Origin of the sequence: Microcystis sp. 49638_E5, from assembly GCF_021300285.1 — a bacterium.
GTDB classification, from domain to species: domain Bacteria; phylum Cyanobacteriota; class Cyanobacteriia; order Cyanobacteriales; family Microcystaceae; genus Microcystis; species Microcystis aeruginosa_C.
This window is the reverse complement of sequence record NZ_JAJTDH010000070.1, coordinates 1-16,273: the sequence shown is the minus strand read 5'-3', so window position 1 is coordinate 16,273 and position 16,273 is coordinate 1. Positions and strand designations below refer to the sequence as shown.

The following is a 16,273-nucleotide window of genomic DNA, read 5'->3' as shown; positions in this document are numbered from 1 at the left end:
GTGGCAATTAAGGAAGGGAAACTTGCTCAATTTGGTGTTCGGATTCCCCCAGAAAATGATTATCCTCAAATTTGTCCTTTCTTGCCAGAGCAAATCTTAGATGAGAACTTCTATAGCAATTGACCCAGTTTGCCGAATAAGTAAGGCTCTGAGCGCAATCTTTCTAGCTCCTACCAAATCAGCGTCAAGTTTATCCTTCCCTACCCCCCTAGTAGTCCGGGTAGAGAATCTCTTGGATATTGGCCGAAAAGTGTCCACCATCCTACATTATGGGCGCAAGCGTTGCGCCCCTACATCAATATTTGCTCATCACCATAACCCCAAGAAGGTTAAGCGTGCCGCTTTCTTAACTGGCATAATTACCTACCTACGGTTGAGAGCGCCAAAAGGATTAGCAAGATGTGTAATTAATTTTGCCTAGGTACTGAAAAAAAGTTGGGTTAGAATATAAAGGCCAAATCTAGTCAGAAAAAGAGATTTTTTATGGAAAAACAGGTAAATTGTGCTGTAGATTGCCTAAATGGTTGTATTTTAGGCGATAAATGTCCTAATCAAGCTCATGCCGCCGAAGCAGCTAAATTTATTGCCGAAACTTCTTTGGAAAAGATGTTAGAAATGGCCGAAGCCGCTAGACTGAAAAAACTGACGCAACCGACCCAATGGATTATTCCCGATGATTTCTAGGGTTTGATAGGGGAAGGGAGAACGGGTAAGAAAGTCGCTGTACCTCATTACTCCCAGTTCACTGAATAAAAGGTAGAGCCTTGGCACAAGCAAGTTAAATTGATTTTATTTATCCATTTTTGCCTTGAGAAATTCTTCTAATTTCTTCATATCTTCTTGACTAGGAGTAAGGGTAAATCTAGTTACACCTGATTCAGTTCGCATTCTATCCATATAAATTCTTAGGGCTTCATCATCTTCTCGATGGGAGAGGACATATTTTCTTAATTCTGGGCGAGACATTTGGTAAAAATCAGGTTGATGATTCATCTTCAAACTCCACATTAGTGAGCAAGATGCTCACATTACTATTTTCATCATACCGAAATAGATGAATATCGGTATAGAAGTTAGACAGGGTTTGACACATTCTAATGCAAGTAAGCATCTGTTCGGGAGTGGGTATCATTATTGATGGCTTTTTCCTCCAATTTACGAGTTTATACCTGTAATAAGTATAGCATAATACTGGATTGAAACAGCTAATTTAGTGCCTTAGATTTAAGGGAATGCGAGCATCCTGCCCGCTAATTATTCAGGTAGTCTGCTCGCTAGATGTTATAGTCATTTCAAATAAGTTTGAGACATAAGCTTTTCATCATTTAAATTGGTATTTGAGGTTGTAGGGGCGAAGCATTCGGATAAGAAATCTACGGTTTCAGCGATAGGTTATTGCCCGAATGCTTCGCCCCTACGGGAGTGCTTACTGACAATAATAGTGAGCTAGGTGAGTCTTATCTCATTCTTATTTGAAACAACTATATATACCAAGCCAGAGCATTGGCACAAGCAATAACTGTTAACTGTTAACTGAATAAACCGTCCTCGACGACGCAACTACCCGAAACCCGTCGAAGTCGCTGAGGTAATCGCAGTCGCCGCGATACGCAGAACGACAACTCCTGGGACCGTCGCCCCAAGAGCCGCCACGTACTACATATTTCCTTTTTAACAACACATCAGGACACAATTCTTCTTTCCATGCCCGACCATCATTGGGCGCGTCTTTATAGTTATCGTGCCAAGGATCTAAACACCATTCCCAAACGTTCCCGTGCATATCATAAAGTCCAAAGGCATTCACGATTTGAAACCTGCCTACGGCCGTCGTCCTTGCACGAGCGGTTTGACCGTAATTTGCCAAAGCCGGGTCAATGTTGCACCCAAAATGATAGGGCGGATAAATCGGATTTTGAATTGATTCTTCACTGATAACTGCACGACAGGCGTATTCCCACTCTGCTTCACTGGGTAAACGGTATTGATAGCCTTTTCCTTTTTCCTGTGACCAGAGTGATAGTCTTTCACAGAATTCCACTGCCTCGTACCAACTAATACTTTCCACTGGTCGGCGGCTATCCCCTTTATAGGTTGAGGGGTCTGGGTTGAGATCTAGTTCAACTTTAGGCAAAGAAGCCACTGCTCGCCACTGCGCCTGCGTTATCGGATATTTGCCCATCAGAAAGGGAGAAATCGTGACCCTGTGTGGCGGGCGCTCATCTGGATATGATCCGTCTTCTCGCTCCGGCGAACCCATCCAAAACTCACCACCAGAAATTTTCACCATTTCTAGGTTTATTCCACTTTCTAACTCTTCGATTACTGTGGCTGGTAGATCGTTTTCTGCGATAATTGAGAGGTCAATATTTCCTTGTTTATCAACCTTTGCTTTCCAGATAGGAACCTCCTCTCCCCACTGCTTCAGCAACCAGGACGCTGACAGCCTTATCTGTGCTTTTTCCTTCTCATCTTCGAGTAAGTTTCTCAACTTTTCTCGGTTTAAAAATGATTTATTGGCTGCTTCCTTTTCTAATGTCTCTCGCTCTAAATTATCAATGTCTGAACTGCGGAGGTAATTATATAATTCTTGCTGGCTACTAGCTTCGAGAAAATCTTTAGCCAAGTCCGTAGTTTCCACTGTGTCTTGATATTCTTGCAGAATTTTCTCTGCATCTGCTAACTTGTCACCCGACCACAAATAATACTGAGATCTGTTATTTTTTTGCCAGTCTTTGGCATCTTTATCCACCTGTTTGGCTAATTCTCTACCCTTGCGAGTTTCGGTTCGCCACAGATTCAGGTTGTCCCACTTTTCAATTAAAGCTTCATGTGCCAAATCTACCCAAGCTTCTTCTTCTCGCTCAGTTTTTCCCGTCACTAAAAGGCGACCTTTTACTAATCCTTGTTTACCGTCAATTAGTTCTGTTAAGACTTTTTGTCCTTCTTGATTATCTCCAGCTAGAGACAAGATAAAGGCTTTTGATTGACGCAATCTGGTATCTTTTTCCCCGTCTCCTATTTGCAGAAGATTCAAGAAAATTCGCTTAATTAAAGCTTTCTCTGCTTCCGTTCGCTTCTGCTGTGGTAAGTCTTTTTCATAATCTTTGTATTCGTAAACTTTATCAGCTTGACAATTTAACGCTCCTACTATCCCACCTATCGCCTCATAAGCTTCTAAAGTCAGCCGATGTTTTGCCTCATCTCGTTTCTGCCAAAGCTGGGTTAAAGCAAACTCTAATAAGGGTAAAAATCCTGGTTCTTGTTTAATATCTTCAAGGATTTTACTGAGCAATTCTTTCGTAACTTCATAGCCTTGTAGTTTGGCTGGTTCCGTGATAGCTTCTAGCAAATCCAATCCCGCTAGGGTTGGCAGGTATTCGGCGTTATTTTGAATTATTTGTCGCAGCACATTATAACGCAAACAAGGTTCAATAAAATCCGCCCTCATGGTAGCAATAACTGCCAAAGGAGAGTCTGGAATTGTGGCAACTTGGGTAATCAATTCAATAAAGCGATCGCGCTGTTCTGCTAAAGCAAAAGTAAATAATTCCTCGAACTGATCTACCACCAGCAAAAACTTTTGTCCGTTAGGAAAGCGTTTTAATAGCGGTTGTAAACCTTTGCCAGATTGAGAGTGATAAATACAATTCTCAATTAGGTCTTTTTCCTGAGATAGTAATGTACGAAGCCCAAACTCTAATTCTTTTAATGGATCTCTTCCAGGCTTGATATGTTCAATTTGCCATCCCAACTCTTCCAACCAAGGAATCAATCCTGCCAGAACTACCGAAGATTTACCACTTCCAGAAGCACCAATCAGAGGGACAAAATTTAGCCGATCTAGCTTAGATTTGATGTCGTCCACCACTCGCTTGCGTCCGAAGAAAAATGGGCGTTCCTTCTTAGTAAACGCCAGCAATCCTTGATAGGGACAGCGCAATTCTCCCTTCTCATCTAGTAACGGTTCCACTTCTTTAACTTGAGGTTGCGCCCCATATTTGACCAGAATTAGCGATCGCCCAACTCCCATGCGAATCGGTTCTTGACCCTTCCCTCGCAATTCCCGCGAAACAAAATCAAACAGGCGATCGGCACTAATTTCTCCCGTTTCTGGGTCAGCCTGTTGTGGGGACAGTCCTTCGAGTAAGGCGGCGGTGAACAAACTGTATTCCTCATCTTCCCACGCTACCTGTTCTGACCGACAGGCGGCGATTAGGTAGTAATCTTGCTTCTCCTTAAACGCTGAGAGGCTAGGTTCTAGCAAAATGCGATCTAGTCCCCGATTTTCGGGCAATAACGCCCCCGCATGGCAACAGTCTAGCATTACCACCAGATTACTCAAACTAGAACGCCGTAATAAAGGATTGAGTTCTCGGTCTAAAGAAATGGCATTTTTGCCGTCGGGTTGGCTATCGGAGGTGGCGAGATAGGCTTCCCCGTCACCGATGCGATTGATCAGGCGAAACCCGTGTCCTGAAAAGTAGATCAAGACTTCTTGATTTTTGGTCTGCTCTCCCGATAAAATTTGCTTTAAGGCTTGCAAGACTTCATTCCCCGTTACCTTTCCTGGAACAACTTCGTAGCGTTTTTCTGCGGCAATCCAGCGATTGGGTAGGCGTTCTACATTGGCAAATGTCCCAGTATTCTCCAAGAATTTAGCAACAGCTTCCGCATCTTTGGCGGGTTTACTCAAAGATGGTAGAAAGTTCCGGTTATCGTAATCGTTAATGCCGATGACGAGGGCGTAGCGAGCCATAGACAGTCAGCAAGGGATAGAAATGTTTTTTATGTTAGGTTATTTTTTGGTAAACTGCAAGGAAAGCATAGGCCCTCCCTTAGATGACCTTTTCTTATCATCACAAGTACGGGAGAGCCAAGAAATAGTTAAGAAAAAAGTTAATTTTCAATTTTTGCATTATTTATGACTCGACTAACTCCGATCCAAATTGACGAAAACACTCTAATTTATATAGAGTCCACCGATGACCTAGAAATTCCTGCCGAGACATTAAAAACGGAGGGAAGAGTTCCTAAAAGGGGAACTTCTATACCAGATAAACAGCAAATTTTACAGAATTTTCAGACAATTGAAGATACAATTCGTACTTACACTACTTACACTTTAAACGCTTTTCGCAATTTAGCCATTGCCAACATTGAGGAAGTCACTTTACAATTTGGTGTGGAAATCGGCGGTGAGGTAGGAATCCCTTATATTACTAAAGGAACCGCTAAAAGTAATTTAAATATTACGGTTAAGTGTACCTTTCCTAAGCCGCCGAACTCGTCTGATTGATGGTTCAATATTTAACGTTTTCTGGTTCTTCCGTATATTCCCAAAATAAGAGAGCCAAATAATCTTGATTAAGGTCTCTGGTCTTGATTTTGGGGATAACTGGGGAATAGATCTCTGGGGAAATCCTCGGCACTTAAACAGGTTTGTAAAGCTTGGGAGGGATTATTTTTGTCCACACCACGACTGACAGCGATAACGCACTCGGAAAAGCGACCGGGTAATAAACTTTGACGACAGGAATCTAAAACCTGTTTAGAAATCCCTAATTTATCGGGTTCCTTGGCTGTTTCTGTTTCCGTTTGTTTGAGGGAATTAGCGGCAAATAAGGGGGCAGCGCGATGGATATCGACCACACAGTGACCTAGGTCGATGGGACGACGCACTTGAAAACAAGCTTGCAGAGCCAGATTACCATCGATCGGGGTTTTGGATTTAATCATTACCACACAGCGGGATAATTCTTTAGGAATTAATGCTTCTGAACAAGCGGTGGCGGCATCTTGGGGACTGACTCCCGTGCGGACAATCTGACTGATACAGGCACTAAATTGATTATTATTGCCAAATGCGATCGCTGTTCGGTTCATTTCTACTAAGCCAAGGGAAATAGTAGCGATCGCGCTCCAACTAGCAATTTTTTTAATATGGTTTTTCATTGTTTGCTCACACCCAAGATTTTAAGGCTAACTGGCCTTGATCTTAACAGATTCACGGGGAACAGGAAACAGGGAGATGGGGGAATGGGGAGATGGGGGAATGGAGAGAGGGAATTATAAATTATGAATTATGAATTATGAAGTGGGGAGATGGGGGAATGGGGAGATGGGGAGATGGGGGAATTTGACTAATACCCCAAAACCCTAACACCCTAACACCCCAAAACCCAAGGGCTAAAATTAGTATTCTGGTACAGTGGAATCGACTTCGCGACTCCAGGCGCTGATACCACCTTTGACGTTAATTCCTTCGATACCTGCCTCTTTGAGGATAGCGAGGGCTTTAGCGGAACGTCCCCCCATCTTACAATGGGCGATAAGACGATAACCGTTGACTAATTCCTTAATTTTGGGAATTGCCGAACCATTTTCGATATCGGGTAGGGGAATTAATACCGAGTTGGGGATCTTAGCGATTTGGTACTCGTTGGGATTACGCACATCGATGAGAACGTAATCATTAGCATTGCTGTCAAGTAGGGTTTTTAACTCCACTACGGTCATTTCTGTCATTTTTTGCTGTTCTGCTGCTTCTTGTGCCTTCGCTTGCGGAATACCGCAGAATTGTTCGTAATCAATTAGTTTTTCAATAACGGGACGGATGGGATTCGGACGCAATTTTAACTCGCGGAATTTCATTTCCCAAGCATTGTAAAGCAGTAAACGACCACTGAGGGTATCCGGTGCGCCGAGGATAATTTTAATGGCTTCTGTGGCTTGAATTGTGCCGATTACTCCGGGTAAAACCCCTAAAACGCCGCCTTCGGCACAGGAGGGAACCATCCCCGGTGGTGGCGGTTCGGGATAGAGATCGCGGTAGTTGGGACCACCTTGGTAGTTAAAAACGGTTGCTTGTCCTTCAAAGCGGAAAATTGAGCCGTAGACGTTGGGTTTGTCGAGAAGAACACAAGCATCATTAGTCAGATAACGGGTGGGGAAATTATCCGTCCCGTCGATGACTACATCATAGGGGGCTAAAATGTCAAGGGCATTTTCGGAACTTATGCGGGTTTCGTACAAATCCACCTGACAATGGGGGTTAATTTCTAGAATTCTGTCCTTAGCGGAAACAATTTTCGGTTTACCTACCCAGGAAGTGCCGTGAATAATTTGACGTTGCAGATTGGAACTATCGACGATATCAAAGTCAACAATACCGATTCTACCGATGCCAGCCGCCGCTAGATAGAGTAAAAGCGGGGAACCGAGTCCCCCGGTGCCGATGCAGAGAACACTGGCGGCTTTTAGTTTTTTTTGACCTTCTAAGCCCACTTCGGGCAGAATAATGTGTCGAGAGTAGCGTTGAACCTCCTCTTGGGAAAGTTCGATCGCCGCGAGATTAGGATTTAGCATAGATTGGGTAAATAGTCAAAGCTCACTCGATTCGGGCTAGAATTTCGTCTCAGCACGGTTTAGAGACAAAAATCAGGAAGACTCGATCGCTTCCTGGATTTTTAATTCTTTCTATGCCTATGATAGTGTGAGGGTCTGGCTCCGTGTTGTTAATATTAGTTAACTTTCCCCTGCTACTTGGGCGCGGTATTCACTAGCGGAGAGGGTATCAGCCAAGGCAGTATCGGGATTTTCTACCCGCACTTTTAATAACCAACCCTCCCCGTGGGGATCATCGGCAATTAATTCGGGGGAGTCAATCATCGCTTGATTGCGATCGACTACGGTTCCCGAGACGGGAGGATAAAGATCTTCTACCGCTTTTACCGATTCGATCGTGCCGAAACTACTACCTACTTTCAGCGCCTCTCCCAATTCGGGCAATTCTAGAAACACGATATCACCCAATTGATCGACGGCAAAAGCACTAATTCCCAAGGTAGCGATTTCACCTTCGAGTCTGACGTATTCGTGGGTTTCTAGGTATCTCAAATCCTCGGGATATTCCAGTTCCATCGTCTGTCTCTAAATATTTACAGCATCAGTTAGTTTACTAGATTTCTTGGGGAAAATGTTGATCGGGTGGGGCTGTTTTATTGCCAACCCTACCTAGACAAAATTAATTACACCGATCGAACCCTGATTAAACAGCTAGAATTGGTCTAGGTCGATCGGGGAACGCTGGAATACTCGAACAGTGCAACAGTAAGGGTTAGCTGCTTTTTTAGCTCACTTATGTTAAATTCCATCTTAGATCCTCGCGGTGGCGAACATCAAACTATAAGAGCCTTTTTTGAGCCAAAAACCATCGCTGTGGTGGGATTTAATCGCCAAAATCCCCAACTTGATCGCACTCTTTTAAATAATCTCTATGATAATCCCGGTCAGCACCGCCTTTATTTAGTTAATCCTCACCCCGACAACCGGCTCGATCTTCCCAGCTATAGCAGTTTACCGGATATCCAGGCGGCGATCGATCTGGTAATTATCACCGCCCCTGCTCCCGAAATTCCCGCTATTATCGCCCAATCTGTCGAAAAACAGGTTAAATGCGCCCTGATTCTCTCCACGGGTTTTCGGGAAACCGGCCAGATGGGGGAAAATTTACTCAGGGAAATTAAAGCGATCGCTGGTCAAAAATTACGCATCATCGGTCCCCATAGCTCAGGAATCAGCAATCTCAGCCAAAATCTTAACGCCACCTTTTCCCCCATCCTGCCGAAAACTGGTTCAATTGCCCTGATTAGTCAAAGTGGGGCGATCGCGGCTGCCGTGCTTGATTGGAGTTTAAGCGAAAATGTCGGTTTTAGTCACTTTATCTCCCTCGGAGTTCTTTTAGATGTGGATTGGGGCGAATTACTCTATTATTTGGGAGACGATCCCCAAACTAAAAGCATCGTTATCTACCTGGAATCCCTGAATAATGCCCGCTCTTTTCTGTCCTCGGCCCGAGAAGTTGCCCTAAATAAACCAATTATCGCCATTAGTCGCCACAGTACCGACTTTGACCCCACTTCTCTTTCCCATGCTGGCAAATTGACCAGCGATCAGCTAACTCTCTCCGCTGCCTTTGCTCGCTGTGGCATCGTGGAAGTACAAAGACTGGCCGATCTCTTGAATATCACGCAAGTTTTAGCGAAAATTCCCCGATTTCCCCGGGGAAAACGCTTGACAATCATCAGCAATGGTGTTGCTCCCGCTCTTTTAGCGGCCTCGGCTTTACTGGCGGAAGATGGACAACTGGCAACCCTTAACCCCGCAACGATCGAAAAACTAGCGCCTCTTGTTCCCGCGGATATTGTCCCCCAAAATCCCATCGATCTGCGTCGCAGCAGCGATCCCGATAGCTACGCTCGCGCCCTAGAGATCGCTTTAGCGGATGCACATACCGACGCGGTGTTGATGATTCTCTCGCCTCGCTTTAACACTGATCTGCGAGAAATTGCCCTTAGAATTGCCTCAATCGCTCAAAATAGCAAAAAACCTATTTTAGCAAGTTTGATGGGGGGAGATGGCATTGCAGAGGGAGTAGCGTTATTAAATCAGCAGGGTATCCCCACCTATCGCTATCCCGATTCGGCGGCCCGGGTGTTTAATTTGCTCTGGAAATATGAAGAGAATCTGCGCGGTCTTTATCAAACGCCAATTTTAACCAATTCTCAGGAAAATGGCTCCGATCGAGTTTTAGTTAGCCAGATTATCGAGCAAGCAGGGGATAGAACAATTCTCAGTGAGCCAGAGTCTTTAGATATACTCAAAGCTTATGGAATCCCTGTTATTGTCACTAAAGTCGCCGAAAGTGCCGCAGAAGCAGTTAATCTCGCTGAATCTCTCGGTTATCCCGTGGTGATGAAACTGCATTCGAGGACGATTATCCATAAAAGCGCGGTGGGTGGGGTACAATTGCCGCTTTTTTCCCCTAGGGCAGTGGTGCAAGCGTATCAAGCGATCGAAGCTAATGTTAGCGCACAAGTGGGTGGGGAGCATTTTCTCGGGGTGAGTATTCAACCGATGTTAGAAATTGATCGAGGATATGAGTTAATTATCGGCTCTAATTACGATGATCAGTGCGGACCGGTGATAATTTTTGGTACTGGCGGCCGTTTAGTCGATATTTTTCAAGATTACGCCACCGCTCTACCTCCTTTAAATACTAATCTCGCTCGCCGACTTTTAGAAAAAACCAAGATTTATCGGGCTTTTAACGGGACAAATGGGCTTAAATCGCTTAATTTAGCGAATTTGGAGCAAATAATCGTGAGATTTAGTCACCTGGTTAGTGAACAACCTCGCATTAAAACTATCGATATTAATCCCTTTTTTGCCGATTCAGAGCAATTAATCGCCCTTTCCGCTTCTATCCTTCTTCATCCTCCAACTACTCCCCCAGAAAAGTTATCTCATCCGGCGATTCGTCCCTATCCTGAACATTATATAGGTCCTTGGACGACGAAAAGAGGCTTAAAGGTGCTAATTCGTCCGATTCGGGCAGCGGATGAGCCTTTAGTGCGACAATTTCACCATTATCTCTCGGAAGAAACCATTTATTATCGTTATTTTCACCTTGTCAATCTCGATCGCCAAACCGCTTATGATCGTCTTACGCGCATTTGTTTTATCGACTACGATCGAGTAATGAGCTTAGTGGTAGAGATTAATAACGATCAGACGGAAGAGCCAGAAATTATCGCTATAGGACGCTTAAATAAACTGCACGGCGTTAATGTGGCGGAATTTGACCTATTAGTTAGGGATGACTATCAAGGTCAGGGTATTGGTACTGAATTACTACAGCGTTTAGTCACTATTGGCAAAAAGGAAGGATTAGACGGAATTGAAGGGGAAATTTTAAGTGATAACCGCGCTATGCAGATGATAGCCGCTAAAGTGGGGTTTTCTCTTCATAAAACTGCCGATTTTGTCAAAGTGGAACTTGAATTATGAAGCCTTTTTGACAAGCTGATCACTAATTTTCTGGCTGAATTGTTTGGGCTAATCCTTGCTCTAAAGTAAAGGTAGGTTGCCAATCCAGGGTTTTTTGAATATGGCTAGAGTCAACAGTAAGAGAACCAAGCAAGCGATCGATATTATAGGTGTTAAAAGGGAGATTTTTCCCTGTTATAGATTCTACCCTATCACCCAGATAACCTAAGAATCTAAGTAGGGTAGTGGGGACGGGTAGCAATCGACAGGGTTGTTGAATTTGTTGAGCAATGAGTCGAATTAATTGGGGAGTAGAAACAGCTTGGTTATCGCTAATTAAAAAGATTTGATTAACCGCATTAGGATGATCTAAACAGGTAATAATGGCATCAACTAAGTTACCCACAAAGACAAAACTGCGACGGTTTTTTATCGCACCAAAAGGTAAAGGTAATCCCCGTTTAATTAGTTTCATCAAGCGCTCCATATTAGCACGATTGCCTAGTCCGTAAACGAGAGTAGGACGAAGGATTGTCCAAGTCATGTTACTATCTTTGGCGAGGTTAATTAAAGCTTGTTCTGCTTGCAGTTTACTACGACCATAGGGACTATCAGGGTGACAGGAAGAATTTTCGTTAAGAATATCATCACTTTCGGCAGCCATAGCATGAATAGAACTGACAAAAATAAAGTGCTTAACTCCCGCTTTTAGCGACTGCTTAACTAGGTTAATAGTCCCCTTCGTGTTAACTTTTATAAATGCTGCTTCTGGATTGGATATAGTCTCATGAAGGATATGAGCGCGTCCTGCTAGATGAATAACGGTATCAATGCCTAGCAATGCTTCTTGCCAATCGGTTATATCATCAATTTCACCCACCTGAATAGCCTTAATTGACAGGGATGCAGGAAACTCAAATTTCTGGCGAATTGCAGCTGTTATCTGGCAGTTATGTTGATGTAAAATTGGCAGTAAGTTGCTGGCAATAAAGCCATTAGAACCTGTAACTAAAACGTTTTTCATTATTAATTATTCAATTAAGTTTAGTAAAGTTTCCAACCATGTTTATTGAAAAAATACACAGCCGATTGAGCAAAAACTATAGCCAGTTTAGTAGAGTTGTGCGCTCCTCTTGCCCAATGATGATAAATATTGACATGGGGATAAAGTATGGTTTTGTATTTTTTAGACATTCTAAGGGTCAAATCATAATCTTCAAAATACATAAACATATTTTTATCAAAGTAGCCAATATCATCTAAATATTTTCTGTTAAATAGCATAAAACAACCACTAATAATCGGTACTTCTATTATCTGGTTATAGCTAATATCTCTCATTTCATACCAGTCCAATCTCTTTTTGAAAAGAAATTGCATTTTTTTTGGTATAAAACGTCTAATAAATAAGGTCAAAACTGTGGGTTGACGCTTACAAAGGTATTGGATGTCCCCATTAGGGTAAGATATTTTTGGAGTAATCAATCCCACCTCTTGATGCTTATCGAGGTAGTGAATAAGTTCGGTGATCACATTATTATCAAAATAAACATCTGGATTGATAACTAAATGATAATCATAATTTTTAGCCCTAGTAATAGCTAGGTTATGTCCTTGACCAAAACCAACGTTATTACCATTATTGAAGTAATAATCTATATCGTATTCCTGAAAATTATCGAATATTTTTTTGAATTCATCGGTGGGAGAATTATCTACTACTGATAAATTAATTTCTATGGGTGTGCTGAACAGAGACTTAATTGCTTGAATAACTATCTCTGGGTCATTTTTGTAAAGGACAAGGGAGGCCGTCAGTTGCATAAGTATCTAAAGCTATCTTTTACTAAAAACAGTTCCAAGTTGATGATTTTGATTGACGCTTGCTAGTTTTACTTCTGGTAACTTAAGCAATTATAGTATTCTCTCATAGTCTTTTTGTTAAGTTTCAAATATAGTTAAAACATTCCCAGTCATTTAAGATATTTTTTCTCAGAGATTTCTCCAAAGACGACAACGCTACTTTGGGATTACGGATAAAAAGAGAGTTGTATTTGCAGGAAATTAACATTTTATTCTCATCTCCAGTTGATTTTTTAGTTACAGTCGTAGAACTAGATTTTTTTGGCTATAATAACCTTCTGATCTTCAATTACATTGCGCGTCGAGTTTACTAGACGTATTTCAGCGTGAAAACCACAACTTTCTAACCGTTTAGTTATATCCAATCCGTAATTTCTGAAGGCAAGAACTCTTCCCTGTCCTCGAATCCGATCGCCATGATACTCAGGTTCAAGCTGATGTATGATAGTCCCATCAGGCTGTAAGAAACATCTTTCAACTGTTTTCGGGTTATCTGATAAAGGCACGGTAAAAATAAAATATCCATCTTTTTTTGGCTCTTCGTTACTTGTTATGGTTCGATAGGGGGGCATAAATCGACTAAATCCTTATCTGGCAAGAGACTTAATTGATTAGTTCGCTCTAGATAAAAAACAATTGACAAAAATCGCTAAATGCCTTTCTCTATAAGGGTTCCATCCCTTATAACCCCCGTCCATTGCATAACACAAACCGAAGAGCCCTTTTTTTAAGACTCTGTAAATTTCAGAAAAACCCTTGCTGTCATCAGGAACATGCTCAAAAACTTCGGTAGAAGTCACTAAATTAAAAGATTCGTCGTTGAGAAGAAGATTTTGAACGTCTTGACAGACAACAGAGTTCTTCATCAATCCTAGAGGTACATCATCAAAGTATTCAGAAAAGTATAAATTTTTAAATTTACCCTTTAAGAATTTATACAAAGCTCCGCGAGAAGACAACTCGTAAACAGAGGTACTGGTTGAAAAATTTAGAGATTCAATTGTCAAACCAACTGCTCTATGAATTTTAGTATATCTACAGTTTAAACAACGAGTACCAAAATATCCTGGATGTATCTGAACCACCACAGAACCGCATAAATTACAAATCCCAATCATCTAAATAGAGCCTCCTTTTATTCTTGTATATGGTTATAGTTCATAATTTTTAATTAGCATCAATTAATTTTTTGTACTCCTGATAGTAATTGTAACACATACTTTCCAAAGAAAAAAGTTTTTCTGCTTTTAACTTAGCCCGAGAAACTTTGTCTTTAATTTCATCTAACATAAGTATTTTGTTGTTCAAGTCATCTATATCATCAAGTTTGAAAAATGTCACTTCATTGTCGTCAAACATCTCTCGAAATGTCGGAATATCAGAACAGATAATTGGAATTCCTAAACTGGCAGCTTCAACTAATGCAATACCAAATCCCTCTGAACGAGATGGAAAAATAAAGACATCACTTTCTAGGATAATTTCCCAGGGATTGTCTACAAATCCCAAAAAATAACACCTTTGTCCTACATCCAACTTGCTGGCTAAGAATTGTAAATTTTGAATATATTGAATATTAGAACCACCTATTAATGTTAGATGATATTGCTCATTTAACGCAAGAACTTTTAAAATTTGATCTATCCCTTTTCTAGCTCCTAAATTTGAGAGAGTTGAAATATTAGTCATATTTGATGATTTAATAGTTTGAACGCTATTAACTGAAATTCGAGGTACTCCATTATAAATTAGCTCTCCATCTTTTAACCCTATTTTTCTATAGTAGTTTTGTTGTACTCCAACTGTAAAAACCAGTCGATCAAATTTGCTTGAAACAAAATTCCATAGAGCATTATAAATCACTGATAAAGGCATTCCATATGAATACATTAGTTCTTCATGACGAAAACCATGAACTGTTGTAATTTTTTTTCCTCGAATTCTAGCCATATTTAGCCAGGTATAGCAATCTGGTTTCATTCCATGAGAATGGATAACATCAAATTCATTTAATTCATCATCAAACTTGACCAAAGATATCTTCTTTGTTGGAACCTCAACATTAAACTTGAAATTTCTTGATTTCGCATCTTTAAAGTAAAAAATTTTTACAAAACAATCTTTTAAGAGATTTTGAGCCAAAAGAAATGGAATTCTTGTCAGTCCACTATCTTCTAGACTGGGAACGATAAAAGCTACTTTCATATGAATAATAATTTACATTTTATACTTCTATTTGTTGACAATTATAGACTTTCGGTACTTTATGATGCTTAACCATCTACTATTGATAAGCTAAACCGAAGAACCAAAATTCTTAACAAAGGTAGTAATACGCAACTTCCTCTTTAAATACCTAATTAATACAACGCCAAGAGATATTAGTCTATCTATTGGTGATTGTTCTAAAACCTCGCTTCTCGCTCTAAACTCCTCCTTCAAGGCTAATTTTACATCTGAGGAGCGACCCCCCAGTAAATATTCAGCAGTGGCATAATCAAATTGTTTGGGTTTTGATACTTGAGTGAATCTGAGCCAGAGATGGTAATCCATAGCACATTTATAATCATTGTCAAACCCATTTACTTCTTCCATCAAAGCTCGTTCAGAAAAAACAGTTGGATGGGGAATTGTATTTACTATGTGAAGTAGTTTTTGACTAAATTTAGGGGGACAGAAACAACCCACTATAGTATCATCTGTGTGACTTCTCAATAGTTGATTACCAAAACACCATCGCCAGCCTTCTGAATTATAAGATGAAACCACTGACGACAGGGTTGTGTCAGCAGCAAATTTATCCCCTGCATGTAAGTGATTAATTAGAATTCCTGTTGCTAAACTTATCCCTTTATTCATAGCGTCAGAAATTCCTGCATCTGGTTCGCTTACCCAATAATCAATTACTTCCTCATACTTGCGTATAATATCAACTGTACCATCCGTAGAACCACCATCTATAACAATATACTCAACATTATCATAGGTCTGATTAATCACACTCTGAATTGTCTGCTCTAGGTGTTTCTCACCGTTGAAGACTACAGTAATAATAGTAACTAAAGGAAGCGGTAAATTGTCAGAAAAACCACTCTCTTCATTATAAGACCGTTTGAAATATCCTTGCGTCCTCAATCCAGCTTCTCCCTTGCGTTCTGGATTAGGAGGTAGAAATAGGACGGACTGGACTTTTGACAAGGGATCGTTAGTTATGACTGGTTTCTCCTGCGTCACCAGGCGAGTAGTACAAAAATTGGGGTCTAGCGCAATTGCGTCTTTGTCTTGATTGACTGGGGGAAGCGTCATAATCGTGATTTAGCAGCAGCTTTCGAGAATTGTAACTCACTCCAACACCTCTGTCAAGGATGGTAGAAAGAGGTGATCGACAAACTCATCAATAAACTCGTCAATTGAATTGGCAGCCAGCGGCACAGCCATTGCTTCTTAGTAATTGTTCTACAAACAAAATATCATTGGTTTGCAGGGATTCAAAAACAGACAAATCTACGGCTTCTACTTTCTGGGTAAGCAAACTAAATTCTAGAAAATCTTTACTAACATTAGCAAAGTCTTTTAAAAA

The 16,273-nt window shown here is 41.2% G+C and carries 13 protein-coding genes and 3 pseudogenes; 4 read left to right on the top strand and 12 right to left on the bottom strand.

Annotated elements, in window-relative coordinates:
• Together LW728_RS17440 and LW728_RS17435 are read left to right on the top strand one after the other, a co-directional pair.
• Positions 1–123: pseudogene (locus LW728_RS17440) on the top strand (DUF29 domain-containing protein); the annotation flags it as partial.
• 360 nt (positions 124–483) lie between these two features.
• On the top strand, positions 484–684 hold the full coding sequence (locus tag LW728_RS17435) for a hypothetical protein (protein WP_002798182.1): 201 nt from the start codon (positions 484–486) through the stop codon (positions 682–684).
• A 105-nt stretch (positions 685–789) separates the two neighbouring features.
• On the opposite strand, the gene LW728_RS17430 is transcribed toward LW728_RS17435, so the two are convergent.
• The 3 genes from LW728_RS17430 to LW728_RS17425 form a co-directional block, all read right to left on the bottom strand.
• Entirely contained in the window at positions 790–993 is a 204-nt protein-coding gene (locus tag LW728_RS17430; protein ID WP_002758886.1) for a DUF6887 family protein, read from the bottom strand.
• Positions 977–1,132, bottom strand: a complete 156-nt coding sequence (locus LW728_RS23435) for a DUF6888 family protein (RefSeq protein ID WP_002737946.1) — start codon at positions 1,130–1,132, stop codon at positions 977–979. The genes LW728_RS17430 and LW728_RS23435 overlap by 17 nt, the downstream gene beginning before the upstream one ends.
• A gap of 390 nt (positions 1,133–1,522) precedes the next feature.
• Positions 1,523–4,759, bottom strand: coding sequence for an nSTAND1 domain-containing NTPase (locus LW728_RS17425; protein WP_287767409.1), 3,237 nt, complete (start codon positions 4,757–4,759; stop codon positions 1,523–1,525).
• A 165-nt stretch (positions 4,760–4,924) separates the two neighbouring features.
• Between LW728_RS17425 and LW728_RS17420 the strand changes: the two genes are divergently transcribed.
• The gene (locus LW728_RS17420) at positions 4,925–5,299 is read left to right on the top strand and encodes a CU044_2847 family protein (protein ID WP_149106890.1); all 375 of its coding nucleotides are present in this window, start codon (positions 4,925–4,927) and stop codon (positions 5,297–5,299) included.
• A 68-nt stretch (positions 5,300–5,367) separates the two neighbouring features.
• On the opposite strand, the gene LW728_RS17415 is transcribed toward LW728_RS17420, so the two are convergent.
• The 3 genes from LW728_RS17415 to gcvH all read right to left on the bottom strand — a co-directional run bounded on the left by LW728_RS17415 (position 5,368) and on the right by gcvH (position 7,923).
• Positions 5,368–5,955 (bottom strand): hypothetical protein, encoded by a 588-nt coding sequence (locus LW728_RS17415; RefSeq protein ID WP_287767407.1) that lies wholly within the window; start codon positions 5,953–5,955, stop codon positions 5,368–5,370.
• Positions 5,956–6,195: 240 nt separating this feature from the next.
• Complete coding sequence (moeB, locus tag LW728_RS17410) at positions 6,196–7,368, bottom strand: molybdopterin-synthase adenylyltransferase MoeB (RefSeq protein ID WP_287767405.1); 1,173 nt, start codon at positions 7,366–7,368, stop codon at positions 6,196–6,198.
• 159 nt (positions 7,369–7,527) lie between these two features.
• On the bottom strand, positions 7,528–7,923 hold the full coding sequence (gene gcvH / locus LW728_RS17405; protein WP_008201043.1) for a glycine cleavage system protein GcvH: 396 nt from the start codon (positions 7,921–7,923) through the stop codon (positions 7,528–7,530).
• A 219-nt stretch (positions 7,924–8,142) separates the two neighbouring features.
• On the opposite strand from gcvH, the gene LW728_RS17400 reads away from it, so the two are divergent.
• The gene (locus LW728_RS17400) at positions 8,143–10,851 is read left to right on the top strand and encodes a bifunctional acetate--CoA ligase family protein/GNAT family N-acetyltransferase (RefSeq protein WP_287767403.1); all 2,709 of its coding nucleotides are present in this window, start codon (positions 8,143–8,145) and stop codon (positions 10,849–10,851) included.
• Between the two features lie 22 nt (positions 10,852–10,873).
• Here LW728_RS17400 and LW728_RS17395 read toward each other — a convergent pair whose 3' ends face one another.
• From LW728_RS17395 to LW728_RS23270, 6 genes and pseudogenes are all read right to left on the bottom strand, one after another.
• Positions 10,874–11,854, bottom strand: coding sequence for an NAD-dependent epimerase/dehydratase family protein (locus LW728_RS17395; protein WP_287767401.1), 981 nt, complete (start codon positions 11,852–11,854; stop codon positions 10,874–10,876).
• A 20-nt stretch (positions 11,855–11,874) separates the two neighbouring features.
• Entirely contained in the window at positions 11,875–12,654 is a 780-nt protein-coding gene (locus tag LW728_RS17390) for a glycosyltransferase (RefSeq protein WP_287767400.1), read from the bottom strand.
• Positions 12,655–13,472: 818 nt separating this feature from the next.
• A pseudogene (locus LW728_RS23275) lies at positions 13,473–13,559 on the bottom strand (class I SAM-dependent methyltransferase); the annotation flags it as partial.
• 301 nt (positions 13,560–13,860) lie between these two features.
• Entirely contained in the window at positions 13,861–14,898 is a 1,038-nt protein-coding gene (locus LW728_RS17380) for a glycosyltransferase family 4 protein (RefSeq protein ID WP_052275602.1), read from the bottom strand.
• Positions 14,899–14,988: 90 nt separating this feature from the next.
• Positions 14,989–15,999, bottom strand: coding sequence for a glycosyltransferase family 2 protein (locus LW728_RS17375; RefSeq protein WP_287767396.1), 1,011 nt, complete (start codon positions 15,997–15,999; stop codon positions 14,989–14,991).
• A gap of 148 nt (positions 16,000–16,147) precedes the next feature.
• Positions 16,148–16,273 (bottom strand): annotated as a pseudogene (locus LW728_RS23270) (class I SAM-dependent methyltransferase); the annotation flags it as partial.